The sequence below is a fragment of the Thermomonospora curvata DSM 43183 genome (genome assembly GCF_000024385.1).
In the GTDB taxonomy this organism is placed as follows: domain Bacteria; phylum Actinomycetota; class Actinomycetes; order Streptosporangiales; family Streptosporangiaceae; genus Thermomonospora; species Thermomonospora curvata.
In genome coordinates this window covers 2,669,177-2,694,213 of sequence record NC_013510.1, presented here as the reverse complement: position 1 = coordinate 2,694,213, position 25,037 = coordinate 2,669,177, and the positions used below count along the sequence as shown (strand labels likewise).

The 25,037-nt window shown below is 71.5% G+C and carries 20 protein-coding genes; 8 read left to right on the top strand and 12 right to left on the bottom strand.

The window, feature by feature from the left end; genetic code table 11:
* Positions 1–145: 145 nt before the first annotated feature.
* A complete protein-coding gene (locus TCUR_RS11415; RefSeq protein WP_041441568.1) occupies positions 146–1,006 on the bottom strand; it encodes a tRNA (adenine-N1)-methyltransferase in 861 nt (286 codons plus the stop codon).
* A 94-nt stretch (positions 1,007–1,100) separates the two neighbouring features.
* Positions 1,101–2,189 carry a site-2 protease family protein gene (locus tag TCUR_RS11410; protein WP_012852655.1) on the bottom strand — a complete coding sequence of 363 codons (1,089 nt, stop codon included), beginning with the start codon at positions 2,187–2,189 and terminating at the stop codon, positions 1,101–1,103.
* A gap of 112 nt (positions 2,190–2,301) precedes the next feature.
* Between TCUR_RS11410 and TCUR_RS11405 the strand changes: the two genes are divergently transcribed.
* The 5 genes from TCUR_RS11405 to TCUR_RS11385 all read left to right on the top strand — a co-directional run bounded on the left by TCUR_RS11405 (position 2,302) and on the right by TCUR_RS11385 (position 9,003).
* On the top strand, positions 2,302–3,237 hold the full coding sequence (locus TCUR_RS11405) for a RecB family exonuclease (protein ID WP_012852654.1): 936 nt from the start codon (positions 2,302–2,304) through the stop codon (positions 3,235–3,237).
* A 120-nt stretch (positions 3,238–3,357) separates the two neighbouring features.
* Positions 3,358–4,575, top strand: a complete 1,218-nt coding sequence (locus TCUR_RS11400) for a sensor histidine kinase (protein WP_012852653.1) — start codon at positions 3,358–3,360, stop codon at positions 4,573–4,575.
* A gap of 119 nt (positions 4,576–4,694) precedes the next feature.
* Positions 4,695–5,375: a response regulator gene (locus TCUR_RS11395; RefSeq protein WP_012852652.1), complete on the top strand. Its 681-nt coding sequence runs from the start codon at positions 4,695–4,697 to the stop codon at positions 5,373–5,375.
* Positions 5,376–5,707: 332 nt separating this feature from the next.
* The gene (locus TCUR_RS11390) at positions 5,708–6,502 is read left to right on the top strand and encodes an ABC transporter ATP-binding protein (protein ID WP_012852651.1); all 795 of its coding nucleotides are present in this window, start codon (positions 5,708–5,710) and stop codon (positions 6,500–6,502) included.
* On the top strand, positions 6,499–9,003 hold the full coding sequence (locus tag TCUR_RS11385; RefSeq protein WP_012852650.1) for an ABC transporter permease: 2,505 nt from the start codon (positions 6,499–6,501) through the stop codon (positions 9,001–9,003). The genes TCUR_RS11390 and TCUR_RS11385 overlap by 4 nt, the downstream gene beginning before the upstream one ends.
* Positions 9,004–9,109: 106 nt before the next feature.
* Here the strand turns inward: TCUR_RS11385 and TCUR_RS11380 are convergent, their stop codons facing one another.
* The 8 genes from TCUR_RS11380 to metH form a co-directional block, all read right to left on the bottom strand.
* Positions 9,110–10,249, bottom strand: coding sequence for an ABC transporter ATP-binding protein (locus tag TCUR_RS11380; RefSeq protein WP_281055185.1), 1,140 nt, complete (start codon positions 10,247–10,249; stop codon positions 9,110–9,112).
* A gap of 32 nt (positions 10,250–10,281) precedes the next feature.
* Positions 10,282–11,367, bottom strand: a complete 1,086-nt coding sequence (locus TCUR_RS11375) for an ABC transporter ATP-binding protein (protein WP_012852648.1) — start codon at positions 11,365–11,367, stop codon at positions 10,282–10,284.
* Positions 11,367–12,377: an ABC transporter permease gene (locus TCUR_RS11370; protein ID WP_041439552.1), complete on the bottom strand. Its 1,011-nt coding sequence runs from the start codon at positions 12,375–12,377 to the stop codon at positions 11,367–11,369. Before TCUR_RS11370 ends, TCUR_RS11375 begins: the two co-directional genes overlap by 1 nt.
* Before the next feature lie 90 nt (positions 12,378–12,467).
* Entirely contained in the window at positions 12,468–14,222 is a 1,755-nt protein-coding gene (locus TCUR_RS11365) for an ABC transporter substrate-binding protein (RefSeq protein WP_012852646.1), read from the bottom strand.
* A 38-nt stretch (positions 14,223–14,260) separates the two neighbouring features.
* Positions 14,261–15,295 (bottom strand): ABC transporter permease, encoded by a 1,035-nt coding sequence (locus tag TCUR_RS11360; RefSeq protein ID WP_012852645.1) that lies wholly within the window; start codon positions 15,293–15,295, stop codon positions 14,261–14,263.
* A 514-nt stretch (positions 15,296–15,809) separates the two neighbouring features.
* Positions 15,810–16,211, bottom strand: a complete 402-nt coding sequence (locus TCUR_RS11355) for a hypothetical protein (protein ID WP_012852644.1) — start codon at positions 16,209–16,211, stop codon at positions 15,810–15,812.
* 158 nt (positions 16,212–16,369) lie between these two features.
* Positions 16,370–17,026 carry an HAD family hydrolase gene (locus TCUR_RS11350; RefSeq protein WP_012852643.1) on the bottom strand — a complete coding sequence of 219 codons (657 nt, stop codon included), beginning with the start codon at positions 17,024–17,026 and terminating at the stop codon, positions 16,370–16,372.
* A gap of 18 nt (positions 17,027–17,044) precedes the next feature.
* A complete protein-coding gene (metH, locus tag TCUR_RS11345) occupies positions 17,045–20,518 on the bottom strand; it encodes a methionine synthase (protein ID WP_012852642.1) in 3,474 nt (1,157 codons plus the stop codon).
* A gap of 158 nt (positions 20,519–20,676) precedes the next feature.
* Here metH and TCUR_RS11340 point away from each other — a divergent pair, with 158 nt between their 5' ends.
* The 3 genes from TCUR_RS11340 (at position 20,677) to TCUR_RS11330 (ending at position 22,867) form a co-directional block, all read left to right on the top strand.
* The gene (locus TCUR_RS11340; protein WP_012852641.1) at positions 20,677–21,135 is read left to right on the top strand and encodes a universal stress protein; all 459 of its coding nucleotides are present in this window, start codon (positions 20,677–20,679) and stop codon (positions 21,133–21,135) included.
* Between the two features lie 184 nt (positions 21,136–21,319).
* Positions 21,320–22,180 (top strand): PAC2 family protein, encoded by an 861-nt coding sequence (locus TCUR_RS11335; protein WP_012852640.1) that lies wholly within the window; start codon positions 21,320–21,322, stop codon positions 22,178–22,180.
* Between the two features lie 144 nt (positions 22,181–22,324).
* Positions 22,325–22,867, top strand: a complete 543-nt coding sequence (locus tag TCUR_RS11330; RefSeq protein WP_012852638.1) for a TrmH family RNA methyltransferase — start codon at positions 22,325–22,327, stop codon at positions 22,865–22,867.
* Positions 22,868–22,906: 39 nt separating this feature from the next.
* On the opposite strand, the gene mshC is transcribed toward TCUR_RS11330, so the two are convergent.
* Together mshC and TCUR_RS11320 are read right to left on the bottom strand one after the other, a co-directional pair.
* A complete protein-coding gene (gene mshC, locus TCUR_RS11325) occupies positions 22,907–24,151 on the bottom strand; it encodes a cysteine--1-D-myo-inosityl 2-amino-2-deoxy-alpha-D-glucopyranoside ligase (RefSeq protein WP_012852637.1) in 1,245 nt (414 codons plus the stop codon).
* 66 nt (positions 24,152–24,217) lie between these two features.
* Positions 24,218–25,006, bottom strand: a complete 789-nt coding sequence (locus tag TCUR_RS11320) for an NRDE family protein (protein ID WP_012852636.1) — start codon at positions 25,004–25,006, stop codon at positions 24,218–24,220.
* Positions 25,007–25,037: the final 31 nt, after the last annotated feature.

Sequence of the window (25,037 nt, the reverse complement as noted above, 5' to 3'; positions counted from 1 at the left end):
CTCGCATCCCGGCCACGCGGGCCCGATGTCCGAAATCCACTGACTGCAATTGTGGAATCGGCGTGAACACCGCCACCGGTGGTGAAGTGCGACCCGTGATGCGATTTCACTCACCCTCGTCCGCCCGGCGCACCGGACGGCGGGATCAGGTCTCCTCGGGAGCGGGGTGGGCGCCCTTGGCCGGCCGGCGGCGCCGCGGCGGCGGCGTGACGCCGTCGGCCAGGCGGCGCGCCGTCACCAGGAAACCGGTGTGCCCCACCATCCGGTGGTCGGGACGCACCGCCAGGCCGTCGACGTGCCAGGAGCGCACCATGGTCTCGAAGGCATAGGGCTCGGCGAAGGAGCCGTGCTCGCGCAGCGCCTCCACCACCCGCGACATCTGGGTGGTGGTGGCGATGTAGGCGCACACCAGCCCGCCGGGGACCAGTGCCTTGCCCACCGCCTCCAGGCACTCCCAGGGGGCGAGCATGTCCAGCACCACCCGGTCGACCTCGGTCTCGGCGAGCGAGTCCTCCAGCGAGCCGACGGTCAGCCTCCAGGCCGGCGGCGGCCCGCCGAAGAAGGTCTCCACGTTCCTGCGGGCGACCTCGGCGAAGTCGGGGCGCCGCTCATAGGAGGACACCAGCCCGTGCTCGCCCACCGCGCGCAGCAGAAAGCAGGTCAACGCGCCCGAGCCGGCGCCGGCCTCCACCACGCGGGCGCCGGGGAAGATGTCGGCCATCGCCACGATCTGCGCGGCGTCCTTGGGGTAGACGACGGCGGCGCCGCGCGGCATGCGCAGCGCGAAGTCCGCCAGCAGCGGGCGGAAGGCCAGGTACTCGGTGCCGCCGGTGGAGCGGAAGACGCTGCCTTCGGGGCTGCCGATGATCTCGTCGTGGGCGATGGCGCCCTTGTGGGAGTGGAAGAACTTGCCCGGCTGCAGGGTGATGGTGTTGACCCGCCCCTTGGGGTCGGTCAGCTGAACCTGGTCGCCGGCCCGGAACGGCCCGTGCGGGATGCGGCCCATGGCGCGGGGCGGGGCATCGGACGGGGTGCGGGTCGGCTGCGGTTCGGTCATGGTCATCAAGGCTAGTGGCCGCGGGGACCGGACAGAGCCGGTCTCACGCCCCGGCGAAGGCGCGGTCGATGTCGGCGGCGGTGAGCACCCCGTACACCCGGCCGTCCGGTTCCACCACCAGGTATTCGGAGGCGGGGACGCGGCGCAGCGCGTCGATCAGCGCCTGCCCCGACAGGTCCGCCGGCAGCGTCAGCTCCGGGGACAGGGTGCGGGAGACCTCCCCGACGCCCAGCCAGGGGCGGCGCCGCTCGGGCACCGCGCGCACCGCGTGCTCGCTGACCAGGGCGATGGGACGCTGCCGGTGGTCGACGACCACCAGCGCCCCGGCGGCCTGCTCGCGGGCCCGCCGCACCGCCTCGGCCACCGGCAGATCGGCGGTGACCAGCGCCGCCCGGCGGGCCAGGCGCCGGGCCTGCAGAGCGGGGATGCGGGCGCGCATCCGCTCGGCGCGCAGCGCGTGGCCGGCGCCCATCCAGATGAAGGCGGCCACCAGCGCCGACCACAGCAGCGACAGCCAGCTCAGCCCGCCGAGAGAGCCGGCGGCCAGGACCGCGCCGGCGCCCAGGGTCAAGACGGCCACGCCGCGGCCCACCCAGGCGGCCGCGACCGTGCCGTGCCCGCTCCGGCCGGTGATCTTCCACACCACCGCGCGCACCAGCCGGCCGCCGTCCAGCGGCAGCCCCGGCAGCAGGTTGAACAACCCGACCAGCAGGTTGGTGACCGTCAGCGCCGCCACCAGCAGCGCGCCCACCGGCGGCAGCGGCACCAGCAGCTGCACCGCCGCGCCCAGCCCGGCCAGCACCAGGTTCACCACCGGGCCGGCGAAGGCGATCACGAACTCCCGGCCGGGGGTGGGCGAGTCGCGTTCGATGGCGGTCTCCCCGCCCAGCAGGTGCAAGGTGACCGAGCGCACCGGCATGCCGAACAGCCGGGCGGTCACGGCGTGGCTCAGCTCGTGCACGAACACCGAGCCGTACAGCAGCACGGCGTAGGCGAAGGCCACCGCGTAGCTGAACGGGACGTCGGCCACCCGGCGCGCCTGCCCCTCGAACATCACGGTGATCGCCACGGCGACGAGGAACCAGCTCGGTGAGATGTACACCGGGATCCCAAACGGCCGTCCCACCGGCATCCCCGGTCGCCGGGAGGCCGGCGCTCGTTCCCCCTCGGCCCGGGGCGCGCTGTCTGCCACGCCGTCGATGCTACGCGGGAATTCGTCGGCGGCGTCGCCTACGCTGTCGGCCATGACGACCGCCGCGGCGCCCTCCGGCTCTCCCAGCGATCCCGCCGGCACCGGCTCGGACGGTACGACGGGCGCGCTGTCGCCCTCGCGGGCCGGGGACTTCATGACCTGCCCGCTGCTGTACCGCTTCCGGGTGATCGACCAGATCCCCGAGCGGCCCAGCCCGGCCGCGGTGCGGGGCACGCTGGTGCACGCGGTGCTGGAGCGGCTGTATGACCTGCCGGCCGCCGAGCGCACCGTGGAGGCCGCCGTGGCGCTGCTGGGGCCGCAGTGGGAACGGCTGCTGGCCGAAGAGCCCGACCTGGCCGCCATGTTCGCACCGGAGGCCGCCGACGACCCCGACGCCGACCAGGAGGCCTGGATGGAGCGGGCGCGGCAGATGGTCGAGCGGTACTTCACCCTGGAGGACCCGCGGCGGCTGGAGCCGGCCGAGCGGGAACTGTACGTGGAGACGGTGCTGGAGTCGGGGCTGAAGCTGCGCGGCTACATCGACCGGGTCGACATCGCCCCCACCGGCGAGATCAGGATCGTCGACTACAAGACCGGCACCGCCCCGCGCGCCGACTTCGAGGCCCGGGCGCTGTTTCAGATGAAGTTCTACGCCCTGGTGGTGTGGCGGCTGTACGGCGCGGTGCCGCGGATGCTGCAGCTGATGTACCTGGGCAACGGGGAGGTGCTGCGCTACGTCCCCGACGAGGCGGAGCTGCGGGCCACCCAGCGCAAGGTGGAGGCGCTGTGGCAGGCGATCGTGCGGGCGATGCGCACCGGCGAGTGGCGGGCGCGGCCGAGCCGGCTGTGCGACTGGTGCGACCACAAGCAGCGCTGCCCGGAGTTCGGCGGGACCCCGCCGCCGCTGCCGGCGGTGCCGCCGCTGCGCCGCTCCCCCGCCGACCTGGAGGCCGGGCCGGCGCCGCGCGCGCTCACCGACGACCTGTAAACCGGTGACGCGTAAGGGGCGTAACGGGACGGGGCCCGCGACCAGATCATCCTCAGGGATGACCGGAGATCCCCGCTCAGGAGGGGTGTCTCCGCAGTAAGACGCCCTAGGGTGAGACACGTGTCACCCCGCATCCGCAGCCTCGCCGCAAGCCGCACCTGGTTGCAGCGCCACCCGCGGGTCAGCGACCTGCTGGTGGCGGTGGTGCTGCTGCTGGCGGCCGGGCTGCCGCAGCTGCTGCTGGCCGAGCCGCCGCAGGAGCGGCACCTGCGGGCGCCCGATGCGCTCAACGCCGTCATCGTGGCGGCGGTGACCCTGCCGCTGGCGCTGCGGCGCACCGCGCCGATGGCGGTGCTGGTGTTCATCACCGCGGGCGAGGTGCTGCTGGCCTGGCTGGGGTACCCGTCCTCGCCGGCGGATGTGGCGGCGTTCCTCATCGCGCTCTACAGCCTGGCCGCGCACCGGGGGCTGGCGCACAGCCTGCTCGGCGGCGTCCTGGCGTTCGCCGCGTTCAACCTGATGATCGTCGTGCACCGCACGTCCGTCTCCCTGCTGGACTATGTGACCAACAGCGCGCTGCTGGGCGGGGTGTGGGTGCTCGGCCGCAACCTGCGGCTGCGCCGCGCCTACCTGGCCGAGCTGGAGGACCGGGCGGCGCGGCTGGAGCAGGTCCGCGGCACCGACGCGCGGGCGGCCCGCATGGAGGAACGTTCCCGCATCGCCCGGGAGCTGCACGATGTGGTGGCCCACCACGTCAGCGTGATGACCGTGCAGGCCGGCGCGGCCCGGCGGATCCTGGACCGCAGTCCCGAAAGCGCCCGCGAGGCGATGACCACCATCGAGGAGGTCGGCCGCACCGCGCTCAGCGAGATGCGCCGGATCGTGGGGGTGCTGCGCACCGAGCGCGACGGCGAGGAGGTGGGCGGGCAGCTGTCGCCGCAGCCGGGCATCGCCGACCTGGGCGAGCTGATCGACCATGTCCGCGAGACCGGCCTGTCGGTGAACCTGTGGATCGAGGGCCAGGCGCGGACGCTGTCGCCGGGGGTGGACCTGGCGGCCTTCCGGCTGATCCAGGAGGCGCTGACCAACACCCTCAAGCACGCCGGGCCGCAGGCCCGCGCCTGGGTGCGGCTGCACTACACCGACACCGATCTGACCGTGGAGATCGAAGACAACGGCCGCGGCGCCGAGACGCTGCTGTCGGGCAACGGCGGCCGGCCCGGGCACGGGCTGGTCGGCATGTACGAGCGGGTCGCCCTCTACGGCGGGGAGCTGCGGATCGGCCCCCGGGTCGGCGGCGGCTTCGGAGTCCGGGCCAGGTTCCCGCTGGAGGCGTGAATGAACCCGCCGCGATGCCGCCCGCGCCCGCCGGGCGGCCCGGCACGTCCGGTGACCGCATCGATGACCGGGGACGGCCGACCGGCCCAACCGGGGTGGCGAAACGGGAGAATGACCCCATGACCGTACGCGTCCTGCTCGTCGACGACCAGCCCCTGCTGCGCACCGGCTTCAAGCTGATCCTGGAGGCCGAATCCGACCTGACGGTGGTGGGCGAGGCCGGGGACGGCGCGACGGCGGTGGAGCTGACCCGCACGATGCTGCCGGACGTGGTGCTGATGGACATCCGCATGCCGGGGATGGACGGCATCGAGGCCACCCGGCGGATCGTCCGGGAGGGCGCGGCCGCCCACGACCCGCGGGTGCTGATCTTGACCACGTTCGATCTGGACGAGTACGTGATCGAGGCGGTGCGGGCCGGGGCCAGCGGGTTTCTGCTGAAAGACGCCCCGCCGGAGGATCTGGTGTCGGCCATCCGGATCGTGGCGGCCGGGGACGCGATCGTGGCGCCCAGCGTCACCCGGCGGCTGCTGGACAAGTTCGCCTCCCGGCTGCCGTCGATGCGCCAGACGCCCCCGCCGCCGGGGCTGGAGACGCTGACCGAGCGGGAGCGGGAGGTGCTCAAGCACGTGGCGCGGGGGCTGTCCAACGCCGAGATCGCCCGGGAGCTGGTGGTCAGCGAGACCACGGTCAAGACCCATGTCGGCAACGTGCTGGCCAAGCTGGGGCTGCGCGACCGGGTGCAGGCCGTGGTGTACGCCTACGAGACGGGCATGAGCCGTCCGGGGCAGAACGACTGACCCGCAAAGACCCCTCTTTGGGAAGGAGCCGTCCCTTCCCTCCCGGCCACCGCCCCGGCCTGCTCGGATATAGCGAATATTCCGGATGAACCATCCGGTCCTTCGCATCGTCTCAGGGACGTCCCCTACTTTCGGCGATCCCCCGCTACTTCCAAGGGATGACCGCCAGCCGGGACCGTCCTGCGGGAGGGGGAGGGTCGATTCCCTTCCGCAGGCGCATCCCAAAAGATCGACCGGCTTCTACCGTTTCTGTCACGGGTCGCAGCGGCACCGGGCGACCCGTTTCAGGTCCGTTCGCCTAGCTGGAATTCGCTGATAGAGAAGGAGCTGTCGTGACGCACACCGCCCCGACCACAGTCGAGGGGCTTTCTGAGCCCAGAGCGGGCGACCTGGCCGCACGCGCCCAGCAGATCACCAAGGTGTACGGCAGCGGCGACGCCCGCGTCGTCGCGCTCGACGAGGTGACGCTGGGGATCCCGCGCGGCCGGTTCACCGCCATCATGGGCCCGTCGGGCTCGGGCAAGTCCACCCTGATGCACTGCATGGCGGGGCTGGATTCGGTCGACTCCGGCCGGGTCTTCATCGGGGACGTGGAGCTGAACCGGCTGAACGACAAGCGGCTGACCCGGCTGCGCCGCGACCGGGTGGGCTTCATCTTCCAGGCGTTCAACCTGGTGCCCACGCTGACCGCGCTGGAGAACATCACGCTGCCGATGGACATCGCCGGCCGCAAGCCCGACCGCCAGTGGCTGGAGAGGGTCATCGACACCGTGGGGCTGCGCTCCCGCCTGGGGCACCGGCCCAGCCAGCTGTCCGGCGGCCAGCAGCAGCGGGTGGCGTGCGCGCGGGCGCTGGCCTCCCGCCCGGAGATCATCTTCGCCGACGAGCCCACCGGGAACCTGGACTCCCGCTCGGGCGCCGAGGTGCTGGGCTTTCTGCGCGAGTCGGTGCGGGAGATGGGGCAGACCATCGTGATGGTCACCCACGACCCGGGCGCGGCGGCCTACGCCGATGAGGTGATCTTCCTCAGCGACGGACGGATCGTCGACACCATGCCCGACCCCACCGCCGAGAAGGTGCTGGAGCGCATGAAGGGCTTCGAGCTGCCGGGGGCCGCGGCGCGATGATGCTCAAGGTCACGCTGCGCAATCTGGCGGCGCACAAGCTCCGGCTGGTGCTGACCGCCGTGTCGGTGATCTTGGGGGTGGCCTTCGTGGCCGGCACCCTGATCTTCACCGACACCATGAACCGGCAGTTCGATGAGGTCTTCGGCGGCATCGGCAAGAACGTCGCCGTCTATGTGCGGGCCAAGCCGGTGGTCGAGGGCGGCGAGGAGCTGGGCGAGGCGGCCCGCCCGGTGCCCGCGAGGCTGCTGGAGCGGCTGCGCCGCATCGAGGGGGTCAAGGACCCCGTCGGCAACGTCGCCGGCTACGCCGCCGTCGTCGGCAAGGACGGCAAGGCGGTCGGCGGCAACGGCCCGCCGCAGCTGGGCGTCAACTGGGTGGACGGCGGCGACTACGAGCTGGCCGCCGGGCGGGCGCCGCGCGGCCCCGACGAGGTCGTCATCGACGCCGACACCGCCGACAAGGCCGGGCTGCGGATCGGCGACCGGGTCCAGGTGGTGATCAACGGGCCGCCGCAGCGGCCGCGGCTGGTGGGCCTGGTGGACACCGGGCACCTGATGGGCGCCACCCTGGTCGCCTGGGACACCCCGACCGCCCAGCGGCTGCTGCTCAAGCCCGGGCAGTTCTCCGACATCACCATGGGCTCCAGCGGGCCGAGCGAGCGGGAGCTGCGCGACCGGGTGGCGGCGGTGCTGCCGGCGGGCTATGAGGCGCTGACCGGCACCCAGATGCGCGAGGAGTTCAAAAGCGACGTCGACCAGCTGATGTCGTTCTTCCGCACCTTCCTGCTGGTGTTCGCGCTGATCTCGATCTTCGTCGGGGCGTTCATCATCTTCAACACCTTCTCCATGCTGGTCGCCCAGCGCACCCGGGAACTGGCGCTGCTGCGCGCCATCGGCGCCTCCCGCCGGCAGATCACGCGGGCGGTGATCGGTGAGGCCGTGGCGGTGGGCGTGGTCGGCGGCACGCTGGGCCTGGCCGCCGGCGCCGGGCTGGCGGTGCTGCTGGAGAACGTGGTCGGCATCGACGGCGCCGGCGGGCTGGTGTTCACCGCCACCCCGGTGATCTGGGCGTACGCGGTCGGCATCGGCGTCACCGTGGTGTCGGCCTACTTCCCGGCGCGGCGGGCGGCCAAGGTCCCGCCGGTGGCCGCGATGCGCGACGAGGTGGCGCTGCCGCAGCGGTCGCTGCGCGTGCGCATCGGCGCCGGCACCGTGCTGACGGCCGGCGGCGCGACCTTGATGGCCCTGGGGCTGACCGGGGTGAAGATCGGCGGCAACGTGATGACCCCGGTCGGGGTCGGGGCGCTGCTGGTCTTCCTGGGAGTGGCGATGCTCGCCCCGGTCATCAGCGGCCCGGTGGTCACCGTGCTGGGCGCCGCCTACCCGCGGGTGTTCGGGGCGGTGGGCCGGATGGCCCAGCGCAACGCGCTGCGCAACCCCCGCCGCACCGCCGCCACCGCCGCCGCGCTGATGATCGGGCTGGCGCTGGTCACCACGGTGAACGTGCTGGGCTCCTCGACGCGGGCGTCGCTGTCCCAGGCGATCGACGCCCAGCTGGGCGCCGACTACATCGTCCAGCCCCAGGGGCAGGGCGTCATCGACGCCACCGCTATCAAGGCGATCTCCGCCGTTCCCGGGGTGCGGCAGGCGATGCCGATCTACGACGGCAACGCCCTGATCAACGGCAAGAACAGCTGGTTCGCCGCCATGGACGAAAGCGCCCTGGGCTCGGCGGTGCGCATGGAGGTGGAGTCCGGCTCCACCCGCCTGGGCTCTGCCGGGATGATGGTGGACACCCGGGTCGCCGCGGCCAACGGCTGGCAGGTGGGCAGCAAGGTGCCGGTGCGGTTCGCCGACGGGCGCAGCGAGACCCTCACCATCGTGGGCATCTACGCCGTCAACGAGATGGTGGGGCCGCGGGTGATCGCGGCGGACGTCTACCTCGAGCACGCCCTCAAGCCGTCCCCGTTCGCCGTGGCGGTCAACACCGCCGCCACCGACGCGGCCACCTTGGCGGCGCTGGAGCAGGCCCTCAAGGACTACCCGACGCTGCAGGTGCAGGACCAAAGCGGCTTCAAGGAGGCGATGAGCAAGGAGGTCGACGGGCTGATCGGCTTTTTGACCGCGCTGCTGACCATGTCGATCATCATCGCGGCGGTGGGGGTGGTCAACACCCTGGCGCTGTCGGTGATCGAGCGGACCCGGGAGATCGGGCTGCTGCGGGCGGTCGGCACCAGCCGCCGCCAGCTGCGCCGGATGATCCGCCTGGAGTCGGTGGTGATCGCGCTGTTCGGCGCGCTGCTGGGGATCGGCATCGGGGTGGTCTTCGGCTGGGCGATCCAGCGCGCCCTGTCGGAGGAGGGCCTGAACGTGCTGAGCGTCCCGGCGGGCACGCTGGTGGTCTACCTGGTGGTGGCCGCGGTGATCGGCGTGCTGGCGGCGCTGTGGCCGGCCTGGCGGGCCGGCCGGATGGACGTGCTGAAGGCCATCGCGACCGAGTGAGCCCTCTTCGGCCGCTCGCCCCTCCCGGCGGCCGAAGAGACCAAAGAGCCCCGCACGGTGAAGTCCGTGCGGGGCTCTGCTCGTCTGCCGGGACGTCCTGCGGCGGTCAGACCTTGAGCTTGCGGAGCCGTCCCTTGCCCTCCTCGGTCTTGCCGGCGCCCGCGGCCCGGTCGCGTTCGGCGGCGGCCCGGGCGACCAGCTCGGTGGCGCCCTCGGGGGCGTTCTCGGGGAAGTGGCAGGCGGCCACGTGCCCGGGGGCCAGTTCCACCAGCGGCGGCTCGACCTGCTTGCAGATCGCCTGGGCCTTCCAGCAGCGGGTGTGGAAGCGGCAGGCCGGCGGCGGGTCCAGCGGGTTGGGCACATCGCCGGTCAGCCGGATGCGCTCGCGCTTCTCCCGGCCGGCCGGGTCGGGGATCGGCACCGCCGACAACAGCGCCTTGGTGTAGGGGTGCATCGGCGTGGTGTACAGGCCGGTGCGGTCGGCGATCTCGACGATCTTGCCCAGGTACATCACCGCGACCCGGTCGCAGATGTGCCGCACCACCGACAGGTCGTGGGCGATCAGGACATAGGTCAGGTCCAGCTCGTCCTGCAGGTCCTCCAGCAGGTTGATCACCTGGGCCTGGATGGAGACGTCCAGCGCCGAGACCGGCTCGTCGGCGATGATCAGCTTGGGTTTGAGCGCCAGGGTGCGGGCGATGCCGATGCGCTGGCGCTGGCCGCCGGAGAACTCGTGCGGATAGCGGTTGTAGTGCTCGGGGTTGAGGCCGACCAGCTCCAGCAACTCCTGCACGGCCTTCTTGACGCCGTGCTCGGTCTGGATCTTCTGCAGCCTAAAAGGGGCCCCTACGATCGCGCCGACCGTCTGGCGGGGGTTCAGCGACGAGTAGGGGTCCTGGAAGATCATCTGCAGGTCGCGGCGGAGCGGGCGCATCTGCCGCTGCGACAGATGAGTGATGTCGGTGCCCTCGAAGACGATCCGGCCGAAGCTGGGCTCCAGCAGCCGCATGATCATCCGGCCGGTGGTGGTCTTGCCGCAGCCGGACTCGCCCACCAGCCCGAGCGTCTCGCCCTTGCGCACGCTGAAGGAGACGCCGTCGACGGCCTTGACCGCCGCGACCTGACGGCGCAGCAGCCCGGCGGTGACCGGGAAGTGCTTGCCCAGGTTCTCCACTTGCAGCAGCGGCTCGCCGCTCGGCTCGGGGCGCGCACTTTGCGTCCGCCCCTCCGGCTGCGGGGTGCTCACGATCGCCTCGCCTTTCTTTGCGCCCACGTCCGTCACAGCTTCGGCCGGATCTCGGTTTCCCAGATTTCCCTGCGCTTTTGCGGCGGCAGGTGGCAGGCCACCTTGTGGCCGGGCGCGACCTCCGCCAGCTCGGGCCGCTCGGTGCCGCTCTTGCCCCCGGTCAGCTGGGCGTAGGCGCAGCGGGGGGCGAACGCGCAGCCGTTCGGCACGTTGATCAGGCTGGGCGGGGTGCCCTTGATCGGCATCAGCCGGTCGGCGCGCTCGCGGTCAAGGCGCGGCATCGAGCCGAGCAGGCCCCAGGTGTAGGGGTGCTGCGGCCGGTAGAAGGCGTCCTCCACACTGGCCTGCTCCACGCTGCGCCCGGCGTACATCACGCAGATCTCATCCGACAGCTCGGCCACCACCCCCAGGTCGTGGGTGATCATGATGACCGCGGAGTTGTACTCCTGCTGCAGGTCGCGGATCAGGTCCAGGATCTGCGCCTGCACCGTCACATCCAGCGCGGTGGTGGGCTCGTCGGCGATCAGCAGCTCGGGGTTGCACGACAGCGCCATGGCGATCATGGCGCGCTGGCGCATGCCGCCGGAGAACTGGTGCGGGTAGTCGTCCACCCGCCGCTCGGGCCGGGGGATGCCGACCCGGCCGAGCATGTCGATGGCGTGCTTGCGGGCGACCTTCTTGCTGACGTCGTGGTGCACCCGGTAGGCCTCGATGATCTGGTCGCCCACCGTGTAGAAGGGGTGCATCGCCGACAGCGGGTCCTGGAAGATCATCGCCATCCGCCGGCCGCGCAGCTTGCGGACCTCCTCGGGCGGGGCGCTGACCAGCTCCTTGCCGTCCAGCCAGATCTGCCCGGAGATGCGGGCGTTGGTGCGGTTGTGCAGGCCGAGGATGCCCAGGCTGGTCACCGACTTGCCGGAGCCGGACTCGCCCACGATGCCCAGGGTGCGCCCCCGCTCCAGGGTGAACGACAGCCCGTCGACCGCCTTGACCAGGCCGTCGTCGGTCGGGAAGTGGATGCGAAGGTCGCGGACCTCCAAAAAGGCGGTCGGCGGCGCGTCCGCGGCCGGGGCCGCCGGGGCCTCCTCCAGTGTCTTGGCGGGTCGCTCGTCCCCCATCAGCTGTGCCTCACCCTCGGATCCACGACCCCGTAGAGGATGTCCACGATCAAGTTGGCCAACACCACGAACAGCGCCGCGAACAGCACCACCCCGAGCACCACCGGAAGGTCGCTTTGGATGACCCCGTCCAGCGACAGCTGCCCCAGTCCCTTCAGGGAGAAGGTCTTTTCGGTCAGCACCGCGCCGCCCAGCAGCACCCCAAGGTCCAGGCCGAAGACCGTCAGCAGCGGGGTCAGGGCGGCCCGCAGCCCGTGTTTGACCACCACGGTGCGCTCGGGCAGGCCCTTGGCGCGCGCGGTGCGGATGAAGTCCTCGTTCATCGTCTCCAGCATGCCCGCCCGGGTGAGCCGGGCGTACATGGCCGCATACAGGAAGGCCAGGGTGATCCACGGCAGGATCAGCCCGCTGAACCAGCCCGCCGGGTCCTTGGTCAGCGGCACGTAGCTGGGCGAGGGCAGCCACCCCCAGGCGTGCACGACGAACGCCAGCGACAGCAGGCCGGTGAAGAAGATGGGCAGTGACACGCCGGCCAGGGCGGTGACCATCGCCATCCGGTCGAACAGGCTGCCGCGGCGCAGCGCCGACAGCACCCCGATGCCGACCCCGAAGATCACCCACAGGACCGCGGCCCCCAGCGCCACCGACAAGGTCACCGGCGCCCGGCTGAGGATCTCCTCCAATACCGGTGTGCTGGTGCGGAAGGAATAGCCCAGGCACGGCGCCGGGCATTCGATCTCGGCGGTCCCGGTGTCGTAGGTGTCCCCGAGCACGAGCGCCTTGACGAACAGGCCGTACTGGACCGCCACCGGCTCATCCAGCCCCAGGCGCTCCTTGATCTGGGCGAGCGCCTCGGGTGTGGGCGACTTGCCGGCGTAGCGGGCGGCCAGGTCGTCCGGGGTCACTCCGGCGGCCCTGGGCACGAGGAAGAAGATGGCGAAGGTCACCGCGGTGATGACGAACATCAGCACCACGGCGCCGAGCAGCCTGCGGACGATGAATGTGATCACGGTAGGCGGCGGGGGCGGCCGGCGGAGCTCAGCGGCCCCGCCGGCCACCCGTTGCCTTCACCCTCTCTAGGGAGAAGCGGGACGTCGACCTCAGCCGGTCACACCGAGGTTGGCGTAGTCGTACATGCCGAAGCCCTGGTGGAAGTAGACGTTGGTCAGCGTCTCCGGCCGGTACAGCAGGGACTTGGCGTAGACGTTGGGCAGGATGGCGGCCAGCTCGCGCGCCTTCTCGTCGATCCGGTTGTAGATCTTCTCGCGCTCGGCGGCGTCGGTGATCTTCACCACGTCGTTCCAGAGCTTGTTGATCTCAGGGTCGTCCAGCTCGGAGACGTTGGTGTTGCCGGCCTCGACGATCGCCTTGCCGTCGGTGAGCGCCTGCAGGTAGCCGTAGCCGGTGGGCCAGTCGGGCGCCCAGCCGTAGGTGCCCAGGCCGATGTTCTCCTTCTTGACGAAGGACGGGGAGCCGAGCTGCTCACCGGTGTAGGTGCCGGCCGGGTAGCCCTTGAGGGTCAGCTTGATGCCGACCCGGGCCAGCGACTGCTCCAGGGCCTCGGCGACGGCCTTCTCCTTGGGCCGGTCGCTGCGGTAGACCATGGTGGTCGAGAAGCCGTCGGGCTTGCCGCACTTCTGCAGGGCCTCCTTGGCCTTGTCCACATCGCCCTTGTAGCCGGGGGCGGTGGAGGTGTAGAAGTCGGTGCCCTTCTGGCGGCCGGCGATGTTCGGCGGCTGGATGGAGGTGGCCCGCTCGCCGCCGACGTCACCGCCGTAGGCGCGCCACATGGCGTCCCGGTCGGCGGCGTACACGATCGCCTTGCGGCACTCCAGGTTGGGGATGGTCTTGAGGTTGATCGGGATGTACCAGTGGAAGCCGGCCAGCGGGTTGTCGGCCTTGGCCTTCAGGTCCGGGTTGGTGAGGATCTTCTGCCGGGCGGCGTCCTGCACGCCGCTGCCGGCCAGGTCGACGTGGAGCTCGCCGTTCATCAGGCGGTTGTCGACCTCGTTGGCCTCAATGCCGGCGATGACCTCGATGCGGTCCGGCAGCGCCTTGCGGTTGGGGTCGGTGCTGGGGTCCCAGTGCTCGTTGCGGACCAGCACGCCGCCCTTCTTCGGCTGGTAGTTGCCCTCCCACTTGTAGGGGCCGGAGGAGAGCGGACGCAGCCGGTACTGGGCGCCCTTGTCCTTGTCCGGCGGCACGGGGGCGGTCTGGCCGGAGAAGGTCACCAGCTCGTTGAACTCGGGGAAGGGCTCCTTGAGCTTGAAGATCAGGGTGTAGTCGTCGGGGGTCTCGATGCCCTTGAAGTTGTCGAGGTTCTTGTCCTTGTAGGGGCCCTTGTAGCCGTCGGCGTCCAGCAGCTGGGGGAAGTAGGCCGGGCCGTGGCCGAGGACGCCGCGGTCGTAGGTGCGGGCGACCGCGTACTTGATGTGCTCGGCCTTGATCTCCGTGCCGTCTTCGTACTTCAGGCCCTTCTTGAGCTTGAAGGTCCAGGTCTTGTTGTCGTCGCTGGGCACACCCGGGGCCTCGGCCAGGTCGGGCGAGGGCTTGAGGCCCGCAGCGCCCGGCTGGGAGGTGTAGGTCATCAGCGTCCGGGTGTACAGCCGGATGAAGTTGTTGCCGAAGGCGTAGTAGGTGTCGCCGGGGTCGGTGGAGTCGAAGTCGTCGCTCATCCCCACCTTCAGCGTGCCGCCCTTTTTGTCGGACGGGTTGACGATGCCGTTGGTCCCGGCGTCGAACTTAAGGCCCGAGCTGTCGCTGTCGCCGTCATCGCCGCCGCCGCAGGCGGTCAGGCCCAGACTGAGCGCGACGGCGCCCGCCGTCAGCGCTGCCCAGACTTTGGGAGTTTTCATGAATTCCCTTTCAGTGTCGGCCGGTGGAATACCGGGGGTCATCGGGTCCGCGGGTCCAGGGCGTCGCGCAGGCCGTCACCGAAGAGGTTGAAGGCCATGACGGTGACGAAGATGGCCAGGCCCGGGACGATCACAAAGTGCGGCGCGACTGAATACAGCGAGGTCGCCTGGGTGAGCATGCCTCCCCACGAGGGCGCCGGCGGGTTGATGCCCACGCCCAGGAAGGACAGCGCTGCCTCGAAGAGGATGTTGGTCGGGATCAGCAGGGTGGAGTACACCAGGATCGGCGCGACCAGGTTGGGCAGGATCTCGCGGACGAGGATGTAGGTGTTGCCGGCGCCCATGCTGCGGGCCGCATCGACGAACTCCCGCTCGCGCAGCGACATCGTCTGGCCGCGCACGATGCGGCCGATGTAGGGCCAGCTGAAGAAGCCGATGATGAACACCAGCAGCGCCATCCGCAGCGCGTTGCCCTCCAGGGTGAACCAGTGCAAAAAGTCCGGCCCCCACGGCAGGATCTCCATCCGGTTGGGGATCACGCCCACCAGCGCGATGGCGAACAGCAGCAGCGGGAAGGCCAGGAAGACGTCCATGGCGCGGGCGATCAGCGAGTCCACCCAGCCGCCGAAGTAGCCGGCGATCACGCCCAGAGTGGTGCCGATGACCACCGCCAGCAGGGTGGCCAGGAAGCCGATGAGCAGCGACACCCGGGCGCCGTAGACGATCCGGCTGAACAGGTCGCGCCCGTTGACCGGTTCCAGGCCGAACAGGAACTCGGTGCTGATGCCGCCGAACCGGCCGGTCGGGGTGCCGAGGGTGGGGTCGATGTACTCCTGGTGGTACTCGTTGGGAGGGTGGCCGAGCAGCTTGACCACCAGTGGAGCGAACACCGCCACCAGAACCAGCAGGACGATCACGACGCCGCCGGCCATGGCGACCCGGTCGCGCTTGAGGCGCATCCAGGCGATCTGGCCCAGGGAACGGCCCTCGATGGCCTTCTTGCCGACCCCCGCCAGGACGGCCTCGGGCTGCGCCTCGGTCTCGGCCCCGGACACCTCGATCGGTGCGGTCACGCTCCGTACCTCCCTGTACGTCGGCACCGCTGCCGAGGAGCACCGGGACCGGGCATCGGTCGCGTCCCGGCTTCTGACAGCGGGGTTTGCTGGAGCGAAAGCCAACCCTCCAGCCAGAGAGTCCCCCCGGGCGGCCATGGAGGCAACTACCCGTGGACGACTTGTGATCTCACTGTCATCTGGGGCACGTGCCGTCTCAACGGCCGTCCGGCAGAACAAAACGCCCAGATGTTACGCCCGGGTAGGAGCGTTGCACCAAATCGAAGCAGGGGTACTACGGGAACCTTTACCGTTTTGAGTCTCGTTCGATACCGTTCATCCTTCGAGCCGGTCGCTGAGGCGAAGATTCTCGGTCATCGCGGGATTCCCCGCTGAACCTGTCTCAACACGTGGTCCAAGGCACCGGGGGCCGGAGCCCCGGCGCCCTCCGCTGCCGCGACGTCGCAGATCACGGCATCGGCCCAGACCGCGGTGCCCCCGTCCCGGACTGCGGAGACGGCGCGTTGCACAAGGTTCAGTGGATGCCGCGCCGACGGAGGATCTCCTCGATCTCGGCCATCTCCGGGTCCGCGGCCGCTCCCGCCGGAGGCTGCACGGCCCGCCGCTGCCGGCGTTCCTCCCGCCGCTCGCCGACCACCTCGGCGCGTCCGGCGCGCTTGCTGAGCATCACTCCGGAGACCAGGTAGAGCAGCACGCTCAGCCCGGCCAGCGCCACGCCCGCCCACCGGGCGGGGCTGAAGGCCAGCTCGATGACGAACTCGGTGACCCCGGTCAGCGTGGCCGCCAGCGGCACCAGCGACCAGGCGGCCCCGCGCAGGCCGGAGGCCGCGCCCCGGCGCTTGCCCACCCCGTAGCTGATGACCAGTCCCAGCAGCGTGATCCCGAGGCTGATCACAAAAAGCATCCCATCGCCCATGCCGGCTTCCCCCACCTTCGTGTCCGCGCCGTGTGTCTCCTGCCATCGTCACACGTACACAGACAAAGACCCCTCCTCCGGCCGGACGGTTCCCGCTCCGGGGTCCTCCTACCGTGGCGGTAGCCGCCGGGAGGGCGCGGCCTGCCGACGGACGGCGCTCAGGGCAGCAGGCCGTTCAGCATCTGCAGGTCAACGTTCCGCAACGATTCCACGACGGTTCGGCCGGGGGCGGGCGGCACGGGGACCACGCCGGGCACCGCCACGGTCACGCAGCCGGCGGCCTCGGCGGCGGCCAGGCCGGTGGGCGAGTCCTCCAGCACCACGCAGCGCCCCGGAGAGACCCCCAGACGCGCCATGGCGGTCAGGTACGGCTCGGGGTCGGGTTTGCGGCGGGCGACCTCGTCACCGGCCACGGTGACGTCGAAGTGCTCGCGGCCGATGCCGGCCAGGGCCGCCTCGACCAGGCGGCGTTCGCTGGAGGACACCAGCGCGGTCGCCACCCCGGCCGCGCGCACCTCGGCGAGCAGCTCCTTGGCGCCGGGCATGAGCGGCACGGACCCGGCCAGCCGCTCGGCCATGCCGTCCACCAGCCGCCGCTCCACCTCCTGCGGCGCGACCGTCGCCTCGACCAGCGACAGCATGTAGTGCGCGGCGTAGGTCACCGAGCCGCCCAGCAATTTCTGCTGGTGCTGCGGGCCCCACTCGCCGCCCAGCCAGGCCATCACCTCGGTCTCGACCTCCAGCCACATCGGCTCGGAGTCGATCAGCAGGCCGTCCATGTCGAACAGGACGGCCTGCAGCCCGCCGCCCGCCACAGGTCTCCTTCCGGGTCGTCAGACGTTGAAGTACTTGGCCTCGGGGTGGTGGGCGATGAGCGCGTCGGTGGACTGCTCGGGCACCAGCTGGAACTCCTCCGAGAGGGTGACGCCGATCCGCTCCGGCCGCAGCAACCGCATCACCACGGCGCGGTTCTCCAGGTCGGGGCAGGCCGGGTAGCCGAAGGAGTAGCGGGCGCCCCGGTAGTCGACCTTGAAGAAGCCGTCCAGGTCGGCGGGGTCCTGGTCGCCGAAGCCGATCTCCTCGCGCACCCGGGCGTGCCAGTACTCGGCCAGCGCCTCGGTGAGCTGGACCGACAGCCCGTGCAGCTCCAGGTACTCGCGGTAGGAGTTCTTGGCGAACAGCTCGGCGGTGGCCTGGGAGACCTTCGCGCCCACGGTGACCAGCTGGAAGGCCACCACGTCGGTCTCCCCCGACTCCCGGGGCCGGAAGAAGTCCGCCAGGCACAGGTGCCGGTCGCGGCGCTGGCGGGGGAAGGTGATGCGCTCGCGCTCGGACCCGTCGTCGTTCAAGATGACCAGGTCGTCGCCCTCGCTGACGGCCGGGAAGTAGCCGTAGACCACCGCGGCCTCGATCAGCCCCTCGGACTGGATGCGGTCCAGCCACATGCGCAGCCGGGGCCGGCCCTCGGTCTCCACCAGCTCCTCATAGGAGGGGCCGTCGCCGCCGCGGGCGGGCTTGAGGCCCCATTGCCCCATGAAGGTGGCCCGCTCGTCCAGGAAGGCGGCGTAGTCGGCCAGCGGGATGCCCTTGACGATGCGGTCGCCCCAGAACGGCGGCTCGGGCACCGGGTTGTCGGTGGCCACATCGGAGCGGGCCGGCATGTCCTCCGGCGCGGTGACCTTCAGTTTCGCGCCGCTTGCGACCCGCCGCTTGCGCAGCGGCGGCAGCTGGGCGCCCTCCTCGCCGCGCTTGACGGCCATGAAGGCGTCCATCAGCCGCAGGCCCTCAAAGGCGTCGCGGGCATAGCGGACCTCGCCGTCGAACAGCTCGGCCAGGTCCTGCTCGACGTAGGCGCGGGTCAGCGCGGCGCCGCCGAGCAGCACCGGCCACTGGCGGGCCAGGCCGCGGGCGTTGAGCTCCTCCAGGTTCTCCTTCATGACCACCGTGGACTTCACCAGCAGCCCGGACATGCCGATCACGTCGGCGCGGTGCTCCTTGGCGGCCTCCACGATGGCCGAGATCGGCTGTTTGATGCCGAGGTTGATCACCTCGTAGCCGTTGTTGGAGAGGATGATGTCGACCAGGTTCTTGCCGATGTCGTGCACGTCGCCCTTGACGGTGGCCAGCACGATGCGGCCCTTGCCGCCGTCGGCGGACTTTTCCATGTGCGGCTCGAGGTAGGCCACCGCGGCCTTCATCACCTCGGCGCTCTGCAGCACGAACGGCAGCTGCATCTGCCCGGAGCCGAACAGGTCGCCGACGGTCTTCATGCCGTCCAGCAGCACGTCGTTGATGATCTCCAGGGCGGGACGGGACTGCAGCGCCTCGTCCAGGTCGGCCTCCATCCCGTTGGCCTCGCCGTCGATGATGCGGCGCTTGAGGCGCTCCCACAGCGGCAGCGCGGCCAGCTCCTGGGCCCGGGAGGCGCGCAGCTCCTTGGCGCTGACGCCCTCGAACAGCTCCATGAACCGCTGCAGCGGGTCGTAGCCCTCGCGGCGCCGGTCGTAGACCATGTCCAGGGCGACCTGGCGCTGCTCGTCGGGGATGCGGTTCATCGGCAGGATCTTGGAGGCGTGCACGATGGCCGAGTCCAGGCCGGCGTTGACGCACTCGTTGAGGAACACCGAGTTCAGCACCACCCGGGCGGCCGGGTTCAGCCCGAAGGAGACGTTGGAGATGCCGAGGGTGGTCTGCACCTGCGGGTAGCGGCGCTTGAGCTCGGCGATCGCCTCGATGGTCTCCAGGGCGTCGCGGCGGGTCTCCTCCTGGCCGGTGGCGATGGGGAAGGTCAGGCAGTCGACGACGATGTCCTCAAGGCGCATCCCCCAGTTGCCGGTCAGGTCCTCGATGATCTCGCAGGCGATGCGGACCTTGTCCTCGCGGGTGCGGGCCTGGCCGCCTTCGTCGATGCACATCGCCACCACGGCGGCGCCGTGCTCGCGGACGGCGGTCATGGTGCGGTGGAAGCGCGAGCCGGGTCCGCGGCCGTCTTCGTAGTTGACCGAGTTGACCACGGCGCGCCCGCCGAGCATCTCCAGCCCGGCCCGCAGCACGGCCGGCTCGGTGGAGTCCAGCATGATCGGCAGCGTGGAGGCGGTGGCCAGCCGGAAGGCCAGCTCCTTCATGTCGGCCACGCCGTCGCGGCCGACGTAGTCGACGCACAGGTCGATCATGTGGGCGCCGTCGCGGGCCTGGTCGCGGGCGATGCGCACGCAGTCGTCCCAGCGTTCGGCCAGCATCGCCTCGCGGAAGGCCTTGGAGCCGTTGGCGTTGGTGCGCTCCCCGATCGCCAGGTAGGAGGTGTCCTGCTTGAACGGCACGTGCTGGTACAGCGAGGAGGCGCCGGGCTCGGGACGGGGCCTGCGGGGGGCCAGTTCCCGGCCGCGGACCCGTTCGACGACCAGCCGCAGGTGCTCAGGGGTGGTGCCGCAGCAGCCGCCGACCAGGGACAGGCCGTAGTCGCGGGTGAAGGCGTCGTGGGCGTCGGCCAGCTCCTGGGGGGTCAGCGGGTAGCGGGCGCCGTCGGGGGTCAGCTCCGGCAGCCCGGCGTTCGGCATGCACGACAGGCCGACCCGTGCGTGGCGGGACAGGTACCGCAGGTGCTCGCTCATCTCGGCCGGGCCGGTGGCGCAGTTGAGGCCGATCAGGTCGATGCCCAGCGGCTCCAGCGCGGTGAGCGCGGCGCCGATCTCCGAGCCCAGCAGCATGGCGCCGTTCTGCTCGATCGTCACCTGGGCGATGAGGACCACGTCCGCCCCGGCCTCGGCGACGGCCTGCTTGGCGCCGTTGAGGGCGGCCTTGACCTGCAACAGGTCCTGGCAGGTCTCCACCAGCAGGGCGTGCGCGCCGCCGGCGATCAGCCCGGCGGCGGTGCGCCGGTAGGACTCGCGCAGCTCGCCGTAGGAGACGTGGCCGAGGGTGGGCAGCTTGGTGCCCGGGCCGATGGAGCCGATGACCCAGCGGGGCCGCTCGGGCGTGCTGTAGGAGTCGGCGACCTCGCGGGCGATGCGGGCGCCGGCCTCGGCCAGCTCCTCGATCCGGTCGGTGATGCCGTACTCGCCGAGGTTGCCGAGGTTGGCGCCGAAGGTGTTGGTCTCCACACAGTCGACACCGGCGTCGAGGTAGGCCGCGTGCACGGCGCGGACGATGTCGGGACGGGTGACGTTGAGGATCTCGTTGCAGCCCTCATACCCCTGGAAATCGTCCAGCGTGGGGTTGTGGGCCTGGAGCATCGTTCCCATCGCGCCGTCGGCCACGACGACTCGTTCTCGCAGGGCCTGACGCAACGACTGTGGGGTAGCGCTCATGGTTGGTCACTCTATCCGGCCGCGCCCGGCCGCGGCTTGCGCGTCCGGGACATCACAGGCGCAAGGCGCGGGCGGTGAGGAAGGCCGCAACAGGTGACGGAAGCGTGTGCGGACCGCTAACGTGCCCCTCCGTAACTACTCCTCGGTAAGGAGCGGCGATGGCCTCGTACCGCACCATTCTCGTCGGCACCGACGGCTCGGATTCTTCCTTCCGCGCGGTGGAACAGGCCGCCCGGCTGGCGGCCGACACCGGCGCGACGCTGGTGCTCGCCTCCGCCTATCACCCCATGAGCGAGCGCAAGCGGCTGAGCGCCGCCGACCAGCTGGGCGACCTGGCCTACAAGGTGCAGGGCGCGACCCCGGCCGAAGACGCGCTGCGGGCCGCCCGGGAGCGCGCCATAGCGGCCGGCGCCAAGGACATCCAGGAGATCGCGGTGGAGGGCGACGCGGTGGACGTCCTGGTCAAGGTGGCCAAGGACCGCCGCGCCGACCTGATGGTGGTGGGCAACCGCGGGCTCAACAGCCTGGCCGGCCGGATCCTGGGCTCGGTCCCGGCCAACCTCTCCCACCGCTCTCCCTGCGACATCCTGATCGTCCACACCACCGACGGCAAGTGAGCGCCGGCCCCCTTGCCCGCCGCGCGGACCGCGGTTACCCCAAGGTCACGGTGCAAGGGGGTCGGCCCCGCGGCCACCAGGACGTAGGGTGGCGTTATTCGATCATGGGTGCGTCCCGGCGGCCCGGATCCGGGAACAACGGTGCGCATCCGGACGCTGTACCTAGGTCGGAAGGAGGCAGCGGGTGGTCGAGTTCGAGAACGTGCCCGAGCTGGTCGACCCGGTCCTGGTCGCCGCCTTTGAGGGCTGGAACGACGCCGGGGAAGCGGCCAGCGGAGTCATCAGGCACCTGGAGGCCGCCTGGCAGGCTGCCCCGGTGGCGGAGCTGGACCCGGAAGACTACTACGACTTCCAGGTCACCCGGCCGACGATCGAGCTGACCGACGAAGGGGTGCGCAGCATCACCTGGCCCACCACCCGGATCCTGTGGGCGCGCCCGGAGGGCTCGCCGCGGGACGTGGTGCTGATCCGCGGCATCGAGCCCAACTTCCGCTGGCGGTCGTTCTGCGCGGAGCTGCTGGAGGTGCTCCAGCGGCTGGGCGTGCGGGCGGCGGTGCTGCTGGGCGCGCTGCTGGCCGACTCGCCGCACACCCGGCCGGTCCCGGTCAGCGGCAGCGCCTCCGGCGCGACCGTGGCCGAGCAGCTGAATCTGGAGCCCAGCCGCTACGAGCCCAGCAGCTACGAGGGTCCCACCGGGATCCTGGGGGTGCTGCAGGACGCGCTCGGCAGGGCCGGCATCGACACGGTGGCGCTGTGGGCGTCGGTGCCGCACTACGTCTCCCAGCCTCCCTCCCCCAAGGCGACGCTGGCGCTGCTGCGCCGGGTGGAGGACCTGCTGGACCTGACCGTGGAGCTGGGCGAGCTGCCCGAGGAGGCGCGCGCCTGGGAGCACGGGGTCAACGAGCTGGCCGAGCAGGACAGCGAGGTCGCCGAGTACGTGCGGGCGCTGGAGGACCAAAAGGACGCCGCGGAGCTGCCGGAGGCCAGCGGGGAGGCCATCGCCCACGAGTTCGAGCGTTACCTGCGGGGCCGGGACATCGGCTGACCGTTGATCTATGCTGGGGCCGGTGGAGGTCTTCCACCGGCCCCGCTTCGTCTTCGTCGACGGCTCGCGCACGCCGCTGAGTGCGCATCATATGGACGCCATGAAGATCACAGCATGCAAGGGGGGCGAGCACGCCCCGGCGCGATGAGCGCCGCACGGGCCGGCGGGCCCTCCCCGGCTCTGCGCGTGGTGCCCCGCCGTGAACTGCGCCGCAAACGGCGGCCGCGTCCGCACTCGTGCTGGAATTTTCTGATCGTCGCTCCGCTGTGGCCGCTGCACGGCGCCAATCTGGGAACGCTGCTGCGGACCTGTGACGCGGTCGGCGCCTGCCTGGCGGTGCCGCGCCTGCCGTGGGTGCCCGAGGCGCTGCGGCGCGGCAACACCCTGCGCCACCGGGCGTGCGTGCACTGGACCGGCGACCCGTGCGCCTGGCTGCTGAAGCGGCGCGCCGAAGGGTTTCGCGTGCTGGGGGTGGAAGTGGCCGAGGGCGCGGTGCGGCTGGCCGACCTGCCGCCGGCGCGCACCCCCACGATCGCGGTGCTCGGGCATGAGAGCCGCGGCATCCCCGATGAGGCGCTGGACCTGCTGGATGCGGCGGTGGAGATCCCGATGGTGGGCACCGGGCACAGCCTGAACGTGGCGGTGGCCGGCTCCCTGGTGCTCTACAAGCTGGCCGGTCTGGTGTGAGCTTCCCGCCGCCCCTCCCGGAGGAGGGCGGCGGGAAGGTCACAGGGCCACGCCCAGCAGCGCGTCGACGACGGCGCGGACCTGGGCGGGGGCGGCCGGGTCGCGCTCGCCGGCGCCGGCCAGGGCCTGCTCGGCCCAGCGGTCCACGGTCACCAGGGCGGACGGGGCGTCCAGGTCCTGGGACAGGTGGCGGCGGACCTCGGCGGCCACCGCGGCGGCCGGCGGGCCGGCGGGCAGCTGCACCGCGGCGCGCCAGCGCTCCAGGCGGGCGGTGGCGCGCGGCAGATCCTCACCGGTCCACTCCCAGTCGGAGCGGTAGTGGTGGGCCAGCAGCGCCAGCCGCACCGCCATGGGGTCGGCGCCGTCGGCCCGCAGCCGGGAGACGAACACCAGATTGCCCAGCGACTTGGACATCTTCTGGCCGTCCAGGCCGACCATGCCGGTGTGCACGTAGGCCTTGGCGTGCGGGTGCCGCCCGGTGGCGACCTGGGCGTGCGAGGCGCTCATCTCATGGTGCGGGAAGGCCAGGTCCGAGCCGCCGCCCTCGACGTCGAAGGCCATGCCCAGGTGGTGGATGGAGATCGCCGAGCACTCCACGTGCCAGCCGGGGCGGCCGGGGCCGAAGGGCGACTCCCAGCTCGGCTCGCCCGGCCGCTGCGCCCGCCACAGCAGCGCATCCAGCGGGTCCTTCTTGCCGCGCCGCTGCGGGTCGCCGCCGCGCTCGGCGAACAGCGGCAGCATCTGCTCGGTGGTCAGCCCGCTGACCCGCCCGAAATCGGGGTCGGCGGAGATCGGGAAGTACAGGTCGCCGTTCACCTCGTAGACGGCCCCGCGCGAGCGCAGCCGCTCGATCATCTCCACGATCAGCGGGATCGCCTCCACCGCGCCGACGTAGTGGTCCGGCGGCAGGATCCGCAGCGCGGTCATGTCGTCGCGGAACAGGGCGATCTCCCGGTCGGCCAGCTCCCGCCAGTCCTGCCCGGTCTGCTCGGCGCGTTCCAAAAGGGGATCGTCGACGTCGGTGACGTTCTGCACGTAGCACACCTTGTGGCCGCCGTCCCGCCACACCCGGTTGACCAGGTCGAAGGCCAGATAGGTGGCGGCATGCCCCAGGTGCGTGGCGTCATAGGGGGTGATGCCGCACACGTACATCCGCGCGGTGGGGCCCGGCCGGGTGGGCCGGACCGTGCCCGTGGCGGTGTCGTGGAGATGCAGCGGCAGCGCCGGGCCGGGCAGTCCGGCTTCCGGCAGGTTGGGTACCTCGGGGGCGGGCCACGATCGCATGCCTGAAAGCTTATCCTTGCCCTGATTCGACCTCGGCGGGGAGATCACTTACCGGTCGTCCCGTTTTCAGTTGCCCGGGGACGGCAGCAGCGTCGTCCACTCCGGCCGTTCCCGGCGCGCGGAGGCGAAGTCGTAGCGCACGCTCTGCGGGGACAGCGCCACCAGGCTGATCGAAGAGGTGCCCCACAGGCCCTGCGGGAAGCGGCGGGTGAGGATCAGCGCCCGGGGGTCGGAACGATCCAGCCCATCGCCCTCCACCAGCGGCAGCCACTCGCCCCAGGCGGCGGCGGTGGTGCCCGTGCGCGGCGCGGGACGGCGGGCGGCGGCCAGGCGCGGCCGGAAGTGGGCGATGCGGGCCGCCATCTGCCGCGCCCCTTCTGCCTCCTGCGGGTCGGTGGCCGCCGCGGGACCGGCGCCTTCCAGCCCGGTGTTGACGATGATGTGCAGGCCCGCCCCGAGCGTCCGCTCGGTGAGCTCGTGGCCGTCCCAGCTCCACAGCCGCGCCCCGGCCGGGTCGGCGCACACCAGGTGGAACGGGTCGAAGCGGGTCAGGTCCCACTCCTTGGGCTCCTCGCCGCCGGCGGCGCGCAGCGGCAGCTCCCCGCGCGAGGCGCGGGCGGCGGCCGGGGCCGGGCGGCCACGGCCGTTGAGGACGCAGGCGACGCGCCGCTCCTGCGGGTGGAGCGCCAGCCAGGTCCCGCCGGCCCGCAGGTCACGCCCGCCCAGCAGGGCGGGCCGGTCCGGCCAGTGCGGCCCCGGGGGCAGCCAGGGGCGGTCGGCGAACTCGTCCCGCACTCCGACCAGCAGCAGCGGAACAGGAGACGACGGGTCAAAGTCCACCACGGCTGTACACATGCCCCCTATTGGATCATTACCTCCCAAGGAA